The following is a 12,521-nucleotide window of genomic DNA, read 5'->3' on the forward strand; positions in this document are numbered from 1 at the left end:
TTACAATGAAGATTGAACCACAGCACGTAGTGTCATTAACTTACGATTTGTATGTTGACCAGGATGGTACCGAAACGTTAACGGAAAGTGCCACACAAGAACAACCTTTAACCTTTTTGTTTGGTGCCGGCCAGATGCTGCCCAAATTTGAAGAAAATTTAAGCACCCTATCAACTGGTGATGCTTATGAATTTCGTCTGTCAGCTCAGGATGCTTACGGCGAATATGATGAAGAAGCAGTAGCCAACCTGCCTAAAGAAATGTTCCAGGGAACTGAAGTTCCTGAAATTGGCAGCATTTTGCCTTTACAGGATAATAATGGCAACCGTTTCCAGGCACAGGTAGTATCAATTGCCGAAGATTCGGTAATTGTTGACCTTAACCACCCTATGGCTGGCCAGGAATTGCATTTTAAAGGCAGTATCCTTAATGTACGCCCCGCCACACCAGAAGAATTATCACATGGCCATGCACATGGCGCTGATGGTCACCACGCTCACTAATTTTAGCGAACGTATAATATTTGAAAAGCCCGTTATGCAAATAGCGGGCTTTTTTTTGTGCAAAAAACAAACTGCCGCGAGGTTCTAACTCGTGGCCTATATGGTTTCAGCTTTTAGCTGAACTAAGCCAAAGGCTTAAACCATGGCTCCCACGAGTTACGCTGGCTAACCTCGCGGGAGATGAAAAATTAACCCCTTTTATTTAAAATATGGATTGGATAAAGTTCCTTTGTTTTTCAAATAATTTCACATAACTTGCTGAAAATTAGATGTAAAATGAAATACCTATCCTTATTTGCACTGGCTATTTTATTTAGCGCGTGCAGCAACTCTGATAAGCCCACTGCAGTAAAATCATACTCCATTGAGCAATTGTATAACAATAAAGCGATAAATGGTGCCGGTTTTAATGCCGACGAAACTAAGGTATTGGTTGATGATAACAGCACAGGGATATTTAATCTCTCCGCCATAAACATTGCTGATACCGCCTCAAAACCACTTACGCATTCGGTAAAGGATTCGTACTTTGCAATTGGGTATGTACCGGGTACAAATGACTTTTTATATAGCGCAGATCAGGGAGGTAACGAAAATTACCATATCTATCTGCAAAAGGCTGATGGATCGGCGGTGAAAGATCTTACACCGTGGGCCAACACCACCAATGGTACCGATGGATGGAGCGCTGATAAAAAGTTCCTGTACATTACCAGTAATAAACGCGACCCCAAATTCAACGATATTTACAAGCTGGATGTAAATACCTGGAATGCTGAGCTGCTTTATCAAAATGATGGCGGGTATTCACCCGGACCGGTTTCCAAGTCGGAGCGGTACATTTCCCTCATCAAATCTATCACTACCGATAAAAATGAGCTTTATATTTACGACAGGACGACAAAGGCAGTCAAAAAACTAAGCAACGATAAAGAGGCTACCTGGTACCCTGCCGCGTTTACCAAAGGCGACTCGAGCCTGTATTATATTACCAACGATGGCAGCGAATTTAGCTACCTGGTAAAATACAACCTGAATACAGGGGCAACTTCAAAAGTTTATTCAACCACGTGGGATGTGGTTGGGATGGAACTTAGCGACCTGGAAAAGTACTATACCGTGTACGTAAATGCAGATGGTAAAACCAAAGTGTTGTTGTTTGATAATAAAACGGGCAAACAACTCGATTTTCCGGAAGTAAAAGATGGGGAAGTTAAATCGGCGGTGTTTTCGCCAAGTGAAAAAAATATGATGCTTACAGTGGGCAGCAGTGTTAGTCCTAATAATCTCTACGTTTATAATTTCGAGAAAAAGGAATTAAAACCAATTACCCGTACACTTAACCCTGCAGTAAGTACAGATGACCTGGTATCGGCCGAAGTGGTTCATTTTAAATCTTTTGATGGCCTGGAGATTCCTGCCATTTACTACAAACCCAAAAATGCAACCAAAGAGCACCCGGTGCCTGCTATATTGTTGATACATGGTGGTCCGGGCGGGCAAAGTAATTTCGGCTTTAGTAACCAGATTCAGTTCCTGGTAAACCATGGTTATGCTGTGCTGGCGGTTAATAACCGGGGCAGTAGCGGCTACGGCAAAACGTTTTATAAACTGGATAACAAAGACCACAGTAATGGCGACCTGAAAGATTGCATCTGGGGTAAAAAATGGCTGCAACAACAGGCTTATATTGATACTGCAAAAATAGGCATTATGGGTGGCAGCTATGGCGGGTGCATGGTATTGGGCGCATTGGCTTTTCACCCTAATGAGTTTAAAGTGGGAGTTGATATGTTTGGTGTTGCCAACTGGATGCGCACGCTCAAAAGCATCCCTCCATATTGGGAAGCCGAGCGTAAGGCTTTATATGATGAGTTAGGCGACCCATACACAGCCGATAGTGTACACCTTAAAAAGATCTCGCCGCTGTTTCATTACCAAACTATCAATAAACCATTAATTGTTTTTCAGGGAATGAATGATGTGCGGGTATTACCTATAGAAAGTAAGGAAATTGTAGATGGCGTTAAAAAGAACGGAGTACCGGTTGAATATATTACCTACCCCAATGAAGGCCACGGTTTCCAGAAAAAAGAAAACCTGATCACTACCGCTAATAAGATACTGGCGTTTTTGGATAAGTATTTGATGGAGAAGAAGTAAGAAAGACATGCATAGCTTAAAGAAAAAAGGCTTCATACAGGGGCCTTTTTTTATGCATATTTATTTGTTTTCAAAACGTTCGGGATCTCTTTTGGTATGAAAAATTGATGTGATAAATATAGTGGATAGTTGCTCATCGTACCAGTAAACAATGATGTATGGAAATATTCTTACCGGTACGAAACGTAGATCCGATTGATACCTTTTTGCATAGAGTTTGGGATTTAGATCAATAGAATGAATGGTGATTTTAACTTCTCTTCTAAAATTTGCCGAAAGACCTCTTTGTTGTTTTTCGTACCATTCACAAGCATCAATCAATTCAAGTTCGGCACGTTTTAGAAGTTTAATTGTAGGCACGGTTCAGTTCTTCTTCTATGTCTGTCCAGTTTCGGGCAGTGGTTTTTCCATCCAAAAAGTCCTGCCTGGTTTGCAGCAGATCCTTTATTTCATCTTCAGAAAATGTGTGGTCATTATCTGAATCAATATGATAACTTAAACCAAACCTGTTTAGTATCTCTTGCAAAACAGGCAGATCTTTTTCGTTTTGAATATTTACTGTCAGCGTGGTCATACACAAATTTACTAAACATAAATTTCAAAATGTTGGGATTTGAAATATTTATTGATTCATTATCAAAATAAAAACGGCCTTTCTCAACAAGAGAAACGCCGCTTAAATATGCTGATCAGCCCCTTCAAGAGGCTGGGTATTAGAAACTATTTCTTACGCTATTGCTGAAAGTTTTGGTTGTCCAATATCCGCTATCCAAAATACGGCGAACGGTCATCAACGGATAATCAGGGTCACGTTTATCAGCCAGTTGGAAAGCAATTTTGAAACCTTTTTTCTCAAACTCCGGCAAAACAGGTTTTTTCCAGATGCCAAATGGATAGGCGAAATAGTCTATTTTTTTACCGGTAATTTCTTCCAGCTTTTTGGTTGGCTTATCTATTTGTGTAACCCAATCATCAACCGGCCTGGTGGTTATTTTACCATTTTTTCCGATGATTTTAAGTTCAGAATTGTGCGAGTATTTGTCAACCCGGTGATGATCCCAGGTATGGCTTCCAATTACGTTGCCTTCGTCAGATAGTTTTTTAACCATATCGGCGGTCATATAATGCGGGCGGCCTAATGATACAGTCATTACAAAATAAACAGCCTTAAAACCGTATTTTTTCAAGGTAGGGTTAGCTATCGTGAACTGATCAAGGTCGGTATCGTCAAAAGTAAGCATGATCGGTTTTTTGGGCAGGGGAGCTCCAGTTGTAAGATAAGCATACAACTGATCGGGCAGTATGGTATGGTAACCGCTATCGGCCAGCATTTTAATATGTTCTTTAAAGGCAGCTATCTGTACAATATAGTCTTTAGCATTTTTTGAATCAGTAGGTTTCCAATCGCGTATCTGGTGGTAACAAACAACCGGTACCTGTTTGCGGGCCATAATGGCGGCTTTATCTGCCGGTTTGCCGGCAATTGTTGTTGCGGCGGCTGTACCTGTAGCAGGTGTTCCTGCTGATTTATCGGTAGGTTTACTCTGGCAAGACATTGTGCCTAATGCACATACAGCTAACCATACAAAAGCTTGTTTAATCATGGTATGATGATGATTTTTTAATTAATAGAACAACGGCGAAAATAATATAATTATATAGGATGTAAACCAGCTTTGTAAATAAAATTAATTTATACTTTAACCCCAAACGTTAATAAGTAAAATTATTATTCGCTTTGATTGATGATCTGCCTTAAACCCGGCTCACAGGTTAACAAATGCCATCCGCCAAAAACTATAAATACTTTTTGATGTGTTTTAAGTAATGAATCAATTGTGCGTAGCAAATTTTGGTCCCTTATTTCTTTGGAAGCCCTGCCAATTTCCTGGAATTTCCCTTTAGGATCAAATGGATTGGTTGGCTCAAGTTGCCGGATATCAAATGGCCGGCCCAAGAGTTTTTGATAGCCGGCTTTATAAAAACTTAAGGTTTGTTGCCCGGGCAGCAGCTTTACAGCTCCTTTTTTCATAATGTAGTTTTTGATAAAGCCGGTATAATTTCTTTTTATCGTATTTGTATCTGTAATTCCCTGTCCTTTTAATCCCCACATAAACCTTTCAGTAACTATATAAGCCAAAAATTCATCGGGCGGATATTTAGCCAGTAGTTGTTTAAACTCAAGGCTATCCGTCATATCACCATTTACCGTTTTTATCTTCAGGCTATCGGCCAATATTTTAAGCAACCCTATTTCGCCGTCTTTAACTAATGCTTCCTTTTTTGATGCATAAGTTTTATTTGAAACATCTCCCCCTTCATTTACACATACATCCGGCTTAAAATCAAAAAAAGCTTTTTCAATTCCCAAATACATTGGGTCTTGTATATTGCTTTGGTTTGCCAGGTGGTTTACACCACAAAAAACAATGTGTTTTTTTGCATTGTCAAATTTGAGTATATACGGGTTAGCTGGCAGATGACCTGCGGCATCCAGTTTAATACTCAGATAACTTTTAGTAGGGTAAACGGGATTGGTCAATTTATCCTTTTTATTCCCGCAACTTACCAGGATCAGGCTTAGCAATACTCCGGATATAATTTGTTTCATGCAGCTTGCAATTATTGTATTTACAAAACTATCCGTTTGCCCTCCTTGATTGATCTTTTTGCCGCATCAAGTATCAGCATTACAATCATATTGTTTTTCAGGGATGAGCGGTCATTCCTGAATTTAAGCGGGGTTTTAAGGGCAGCTGTAAAGTAAGGCACAGGCGCATCTGCCGGGGATGGCAAAGCCGGGGCTTTAAAGCTTTTTACGTCATTATTAATCCTTACTTCAACGCTATCTTTATCAAATGTATGGATATAGCCCTTTGCCCCAAACACCTCCATATCCTTAATACCGAAAGGCCAGTTCCATGATGCTTCTATCATCCCGGTAGCGTTGGGGTATTCCACAATAATAGTTACGTCGTCTTCCACCTTAGGGTATACCGATGGTTTGTAATGCCTGGCAACCGCAGTTACAGCAATAGGCTTTTGTCCCTGCATCATCCAGGTCATCATATCGGCGCCGTAGCAGCCAAAGTCGTTTAATGCACCGGCGCCATTAAGCACGGGATCTGTAAGCCAGGTTAAGAAATCCTCGCTGCAGCCAATTTCGCGCGGGCCCTGGTGACCATCATGAAACACCATTTTGCGAATCATGCCCACACTATCCGCTTTAATAGTATTGTACGCGCTTTGTACCGATGGGTACCAGGTAGTTTCATAATTGGTAAGCAGGTTTATGTAATACCTTAAAGCTAAAAACTCCATGCGTTTGGCCTGCTCAAGCGTGGCGGCCAATGGTTTTTCAACCATTACGGAGATGCCCATTGGGGCGCAGGTTTCTACAATATCAATGTGCTTACCAACAGCATTATAACCCAGTACAATAACCGGTTTGCGGGCAAGGCACATGGTTTTCAGGTCTTCAAAAAATAAAGAATCGGGTACGCCATACATTTTGCCATATTTTGCCCACAGCTTTTTGTCTGGTTCTGCAATGCCCACAATGTTTACGTTACCATTACGGTATTCATTTAATATCAGGTGAATATGGTCGTGGTTTAGCCCGGCGATGCCTACTTTTGGGCCGGTTGCTTTTTTTTTAACCACTATGGTGTCTTTCTTTACACCCGCGGTGTCTTTTTTAAGCTTGCGTGCAGTGTCGGCAGGCAGCGCTTCGGGTTTGGTTGGTACCATTGGCGAAGCGGGTGTGGGCAGCGTTGTTTGCGCTTTGGTTATTGCAGCGCAACCTATAAACGTTAGTATAAATAATAATTTAAGACCTTGTTTTAATTTTGTTCTCATGGTAGTAATTAGGTAGCTGATGTATTATCGGTTTTATTAAAATAACGAAGGATTGCCCCCAAGCTTTATTTTCCCCAAATGTTTATAGGCGCTTTCTGTACACTCCCTGCCACGGGCGGTGCGCATTAAAAAGCCTTCCTGTATTAAAAACGGTTCATATACTTCTTCAATTGTGCCTTCATCTTCGCCAACGGCGGTGGCAATGGTTTTTAAGCCAACCGGCCCACCTTTAAACTTATCAATAATGGTAGTTAAAATCTTGTTGTCCATTTCATCAAGGCCATGCTCATCAACATTGAGGGCGTTAAGCGCATATTTGGCAATGGCGGTATCAATATTACCGTCGCCTTTTATCTGGGCAAAATCACGGGTGCGGCGCAGCAGTGCATTGGCAATACGTGGTGTGCCACGGCTGCGGCGGGCAATTTCATAAGCCCCCTCATCAGTTATCGGGGTTTTAAGGATAGATGATGAACGCAGTACAATAGTGGTAAGCAGTTTGGCATCATAATACTCCAAACGGGCGTTAATGCCAAACCGGGCCCTTAAAGGCGCGGTAAGCAGGCCCGAGCGGGTGGTAGCGCCAACCAATGTAAAGGGATTAAGGGAGATTTGTACCGAACGGGCATTTGGGCCACTCTCCAGCATAATATCTATCTTAAAATCTTCCATGGCCGAGTACAGATATTCCTCAACCAGTGGGCTTAAACGATGGATTTCATCAATAAAAAGGATATCGCCTGTTTCCAGGTTGGTGAGTAAGCCTGCAAGATCGCCTGGCTTATCCAGTACCGGTCCCGATGTGATCTTGATGCCTACACTCATTTCATTCGCTATGATGTAGGAGAGGGTGGTTTTACCCAAACCCGGGGGGCCATGCAGTAACACGTGGTCAAGCGCCTCGCCACGCTGGCGGGCAGCCTGTACAAATATTTTTAAATTGGCTAATATTTTATGCTGACCGGTAAAATCCTCAAACTGCTGCGGACGTAAAACTTTTTCAATATCACGCTCGGCATTACTGAGACGTTCCGGCGCCGGATCAAGATGCTCATTCATTACCAACGAAATTAGCTTTTTTTAGGCGAAAGGTGAAAGGATAAAGGTAAAAGGTTTGTTTCATTGGAGTTGAAAGGTAAAAGGTCCTTTTCATTAGAGGTGAAAGGTAAAGGGCGAAAGGTAAAAGGTTTGTTTCATTGGAGGTAAAGGGCGAAAGGTAAAAGGTTCTTTTAGGCTAAATAGAAAGGTAAAGGGTGAAAAGTTTTTGCCTGGTTGATTCACCTTTCACCTTTCACCTTTCACCTTTCACCTTTCACCTTTCACCTTTCACCTTTCACCTTTCACCTTTCACCTTTCACCTTTCACCTCAACCTTCCGGATATTTTCTGAAAATACTGTTTATCTTCATCTGGATCACCCCAAAAAATGCTTCCTTGAATATTCCTGTCGACATTTTGGAGGTGCCGGCAGTACGATCAGTGAATATAATGGGGATCTCTACCAATTTAAAACCGTGTTTAATGGTGGTGTATTTCATTTCAATCTGGAAGGCATAGCCTACAAATTTTATTTTTTCCAGGCTGATGGTTTCCAGCACCTTGCGCTTATAGCACATAAATCCTGCCGTTGAATCGGCTACATCAATCCCGGTAATAAATCTTACGTATACCGATGCAAAATAGCTCATCAATACCCGGCTCATGGGCCAGTTAACTACATTTACGCCGTTGCTATAGCGGGAACCTATGGCGGCGTCCGCGCCCTCAATACAAGCCTGCCTTAGCTTTAACAAGTCATCCGGATTGTGTGAAAAATCACAATCCATTTCAAAAATATAATCGTATTTATGTTCGATGGACCATTCAAAACCGCGGATGTAAGCGGTTCCTAAGCCCTGTTTCCCCGCACGCTCTATTAAAAAAAGCTGCTCGGGATATACGTTCATTAAGCTTTTTACAATGGCGTTGGTGCCATCCGGCGATCCATCATCAATGATAAGCAAATGAAAATCATGCGGAAGGGAAAATACTTTGCGAATCATTCGCTCTATATTTTCCTTCTCGTTATAAGTGGGTATAATAACAATACTATCTGGCACGTATTAAGTTCTGATGTTTAATAAAGCACAAAACAACAACTTTTATTACACAATTGGGTTATCGGGATGAATTTCTGTAGTATGATCGCCCCTGATATCTAATCCGCCGCCAATCATATCGTCAACCAAATAACTTTTTTCTTTAATATATGGGCTCACAATCATGAATAATATAACGAAGAAAGCCATGATGCCTACAAAAAGCCAGTAGTAACTTGCGCCGGTAAACCACGCAAAAATACCGTTTTTCGACATGTTGTGATTAAGCAGGGTGGTGAAAAACGTACCAATGGCATAAGTTAAATACCATAATGCGGTCATAGTGCTTTTCATCGATGGGGGCGATTGGGTATAAGCATACTCAAGTCCGGTTATGGATACCAATACTTCGCCTGCCGAAAGTAATACATAAGCAAAAATCTGCCACCATACCGATGGATGACCGCCATGATCAACATTGGTTTGCAGTATGGCTATTATTACAAAGCTTAAACCGGTAAGGAAAAGTCCAAACCCTATCTTTCTTATGGAGGTAAGTTTTACACCCATTTTTTCAACCAGTGGATATAAACCATAATTGAATATAGGGATCATCATCAACAGGAAAAGGGCGTTTACAAACTGAATTTGTGATGGCAATATATGCAAGCCAAATACACCTAATGACAGGTCAAGGTTTTGAGCCTGCAATATCCATTCAGATCCGTTCATATCCCACATGGCCCAAAAAATAGGGATAAACGCGAATACACCCATCACACTCCATACCGCTTTAATGGCTTCAATTTTATCAATTCCATATTTATCAACAGCCATAGCCCAGCCGGATTTACCGGTTTTACCTTTGTTTAAAAATGAAGATAGCACATAAAGATTGACCGCTGCAAAATTGTCTTTTTTAATGCCGCTGGCAGGAACTTTAACATAGCTTTTACTGCCCGAGAAAAAGATTAAGGTAGCTGCTGCCATCAAAATTCCCGGTACACCAAAGGCCCATCCGGCGCCAAATTTGGCATAGATAACGGGGATCAATAAAAGACTGATCATAGAACCCGCATTGATACTGAAGTAAAACCAGCCATAAATACTGCTCATTAAATGCTGATTTTTATGATCAAACTGATCGCCAACGTTTGCAGATACGCATGATTTTACGGCACCTGCAGAAAATGCGATGATAAGTAAGCCTATCTCAAAACCAGGAAGCGACTTGTCAAACATAGATAGCACAAAGTGCCCTACAGTGTAAATTAACGATCCTATTAATATAACACGGTATTTGCCAAAAAACCAGTCGGCCAGTATAGCACCCAGTAGGGGGGTAAAATATACCAGGGTTGAAAAAGCATGGTTTATTTCGTTTGCCTTGGCATTGGCAATAGCGGTTGTTTCGTGACTGAAAAATTGGTGAGTTAAAAAAACAGCTATGATGCTCCGCATCCCGTAAAAGCTAAAACGCTCTGCAAACTCATTCCCTATAATGAACGGTACCGCTCTTGGAATTTTCCCTATCGACCTGGATTGTGCTGCTGTTTTTTCCTGCATCATTATGAATATAAAATTTGCCTAAATTAGTATAAATCTTCCAAATCAGAATTTAATACCGAAAGTGTTACAAATTAGGATTGGATTGTTTTGATTATTAAACGTTAACGTTTGTTTAATTCTTTAAAATTAATGTGATTTTGGAATAAGCTTTTTATCGCGTAAAGCTTGTTGTTTGGGATCTACGTACTCTTTATCGGGCGTGCTGCTGGTATTATCGGGTACATTGCGCATATCCAACTGCTCCACATACACCCAGCGGCCATTTTTTAATTTATAGCCATCATAGCTAAGGTCGGGGCCAAAGGTTTCGGGTTTGTCTTTTAGTTTGGCATCCGGCGGGGCCAGGTGATCAAATACAATAAGGTTTTGCCCTGGTACATACCTTAACAGCATGGATGCCTGGCGGGCATATTCAAATACTACTCTTTTACGGGTTTTACCATTGCCATCAAAAACGGGCATTCCAAATATGGGTTCGCCATTGTTGAAGGATAGCACATCAATAACCCTTTTGTTTGATTTTACAGTATTTCCTTTCCAGCCAATTAATACATAATAAGTTTTTGCTGCATAAACCGGGATGATTTTATAATACTGTGCGCCATACCACTTGCGGGAATTAATAATAGAATCCTCGGGGTTTTTTAGCAGGGGTGAATAATCCTCAAGCGGATACATTTTTAAAAATCCACCGGTGTTCATTTGCACCGTGCCATAGAAACGAAAACTGCCATCCTGGTTCATGATAGACCAGCTTAATATCCGGAAACGATTATCGGGCGAATTTATAATGCTGATGGTTTTAACAGAATCAAAAGGGAAGAGGAAGGAGTTGGGTACCTTTAACGCATTTACCATTGTTTTGATAAACTTGTAATTGGCATTTTTACGTTCCAAATCGTTTTCATCGTTAATGAAGGTTTTGCCAAGGGTTTTAAGCGTATCCTCGTAAAGCTTTAGCTGTTTGATCCGCACATTCTCGTCCGAGTGCTGAGCATGGCTGTGTAAAAAAAACAGGAGGGATAGGAGGGATACAAAAAGCTTCTTTATCACGATGCTGATTAGTTGTTATTATAAAAGTAACAATTTATTGTTTGAACGTATAGCTGCAATGGCACTTATATTATTTTCTCTAACCTAACGTAAATTCTCGATAACCATTGCGCTGGCGCCACCGCCGCCGTTACAAATTCCGGCTGCGCCAAATTTGCCCTGGTTTTGCTGCAGCACATGTAACAGCGTTACAATGATACGTGCGCCGGAAGCGCCCAGTGGATGACCTAACGCAACAGCACCGCCATTAACATTTACTTTGGCAGGATCGAGTTTTAAAAGGTCGTTATTGGCGATGGCGACTACGGAGAAAGCCTCGTTGATCTCGAAGAAATCAATTTGCTCTGCCGATAAGCCTGCGCGGTGCAATGCCAGTGGAATAGCTTTTGAAGGTGCCGTGGTAAACCACTCCGGTGCCTGCTGCGCATCGGCGTAGGATACTATTTTGGCCAGCGGGGTGATGCCCAGTTCTTCGGCTTTTTCACGGCTCATTAATACCAAAGCTGCAGCGCCATCATTTAAAGTTGATGCATTGGCCGCGGTTACAGTACCGTCTTTTTTAAATACCGGTTTTAAAGAGGGGATTTTATCAAACTTAACTGCTTTAGGTTCTTCATCATCGGCAAAAAGGGTAATATCGCCTTTTTTATCTTTCAGTTCTACTGGCGTAATTTCGTCTTTGAATTTGCCGCCGGCTTGCGCTTTTTGGGCCCGATTATATGATTCTATGGCGTATGCATCCTGCTCCTCGCGACTGATGTTGCAATCAACCGCGCAAAGCTCTGCTGCGGAGCCCATATGGTAATCATTATATACATCCCAAAGGCCATCCTTTACTAAGCCATCAATAATTTGCCCGTTACCTAAACGGTAGCCGTTGCGTGCTTTATCTAAATAGTAGGGTACATTACTCATGCTTTCCATGCCCCCGGCAACCACAATATCATTTTGACCGACGGCTATGCTTTGGGCTGCCAGCATGATGGCTTTCATGCCCGATGCGCAAACTTTGTTAACGGTAGTGGCGGGTGAATAAGGAAGGCCGGCAAATATAGCTGCCTGGGTAGCCGGCGCCTGCCCCAAATTGGCCGACATTACGTTGCCCATATAAACTTCCTGAACCTGGTCTGGCCGTAAATCAGCCTTTTCAACCGCCGATTTGATAACCTGCGCGCCAAGCTGTGTGGCGCTTATAGCGGCTAAGCTGCCCCCAAAACTGCCTATAGGCGTACGGGTGGCGGCTACTATTACTACTTCTTTCATGTGTCCCTCATTAAATTGGTAGGGCAAATTTAGTT

At 41.8% G+C, this 12,521-nt stretch carries 12 protein-coding genes; 2 read left to right on the forward strand and 10 right to left on the reverse strand.

The genetic code is table 11. The features are described from left to right. Positions 1-5 precede the first annotated feature (5 nt). Both AC1DYB_RS01005 and AC1DYB_RS01010 read left to right on the forward strand, forming a co-directional pair. Positions 6-503 (forward strand): FKBP-type peptidyl-prolyl cis-trans isomerase, encoded by a 498-nt coding sequence (locus AC1DYB_RS01005; protein WP_295714936.1) that lies wholly within the window; start codon positions 6-8, stop codon positions 501-503. Between the two features lie 276 nt (positions 504-779). Further along, a complete protein-coding gene (locus tag AC1DYB_RS01010; protein WP_477431657.1) occupies positions 780-2,666 on the forward strand; it encodes a S9 family peptidase in 1,887 nt (628 codons plus the stop codon). A 60-nt stretch (positions 2,667-2,726) separates the two neighbouring features. Here the strand turns inward: AC1DYB_RS01010 and AC1DYB_RS01015 are convergent, their stop codons facing one another. The 10 genes from AC1DYB_RS01015 to AC1DYB_RS01060 form a co-directional block, all read right to left on the reverse strand. Then, on the reverse strand, positions 2,727-3,026 hold the full coding sequence (locus tag AC1DYB_RS01015; RefSeq protein ID WP_295717183.1) for a type II toxin-antitoxin system RelE/ParE family toxin: 300 nt from the start codon (positions 3,024-3,026) through the stop codon (positions 2,727-2,729). Next, entirely contained in the window at positions 3,013-3,240 is a 228-nt protein-coding gene (locus AC1DYB_RS01020; protein WP_477431659.1) for a hypothetical protein, read from the reverse strand. The genes AC1DYB_RS01015 and AC1DYB_RS01020 overlap by 14 nt, the downstream gene beginning before the upstream one ends. 139 nt (positions 3,241-3,379) lie before the next feature. Then, positions 3,380-4,270, reverse strand: coding sequence for a polysaccharide deacetylase family protein (locus AC1DYB_RS01025; RefSeq protein ID WP_295717188.1), 891 nt, complete (start codon positions 4,268-4,270; stop codon positions 3,380-3,382). 125 nt (positions 4,271-4,395) lie between these two features. Beyond that, complete coding sequence (locus tag AC1DYB_RS01030; RefSeq protein ID WP_477431661.1) at positions 4,396-5,277, reverse strand: hypothetical protein; 882 nt, start codon at positions 5,275-5,277, stop codon at positions 4,396-4,398. A 20-nt stretch (positions 5,278-5,297) separates the two neighbouring features. After that, positions 5,298-6,524, reverse strand: coding sequence for a Gfo/Idh/MocA family protein (locus tag AC1DYB_RS01035; protein WP_477431663.1), 1,227 nt, complete (start codon positions 6,522-6,524; stop codon positions 5,298-5,300). A gap of 36 nt (positions 6,525-6,560) precedes the next feature. Beyond that, positions 6,561-7,583, reverse strand: coding sequence for a Holliday junction branch migration DNA helicase RuvB (gene ruvB / locus AC1DYB_RS01040; protein WP_295717193.1), 1,023 nt, complete (start codon positions 7,581-7,583; stop codon positions 6,561-6,563). A 307-nt stretch (positions 7,584-7,890) separates the two neighbouring features. Further along, the gene (locus AC1DYB_RS01045) at positions 7,891-8,622 is read right to left on the reverse strand and encodes a polyprenol monophosphomannose synthase (protein WP_477431665.1); all 732 of its coding nucleotides are present in this window, start codon (positions 8,620-8,622) and stop codon (positions 7,891-7,893) included. Between the two features lie 45 nt (positions 8,623-8,667). Further along, on the reverse strand, positions 8,668-10,170 hold the full coding sequence (locus tag AC1DYB_RS01050; RefSeq protein ID WP_477431667.1) for a POT-type proton-dependent oligopeptide transporter: 1,503 nt from the start codon (positions 10,168-10,170) through the stop codon (positions 8,668-8,670). A gap of 126 nt (positions 10,171-10,296) precedes the next feature. Continuing rightward, the gene (locus AC1DYB_RS01055) at positions 10,297-11,223 is read right to left on the reverse strand and encodes a hypothetical protein (RefSeq protein ID WP_477431669.1); all 927 of its coding nucleotides are present in this window, start codon (positions 11,221-11,223) and stop codon (positions 10,297-10,299) included. A gap of 84 nt (positions 11,224-11,307) precedes the next feature. After that, on the reverse strand, positions 11,308-12,486 hold the full coding sequence (locus AC1DYB_RS01060; protein WP_477431671.1) for an acetyl-CoA C-acyltransferase: 1,179 nt from the start codon (positions 12,484-12,486) through the stop codon (positions 11,308-11,310). Positions 12,487-12,521: the final 35 nt, after the last annotated feature.

The sequence above is a fragment of the Mucilaginibacter sp. P2_A4 genome (assembly GCF_056405015.1).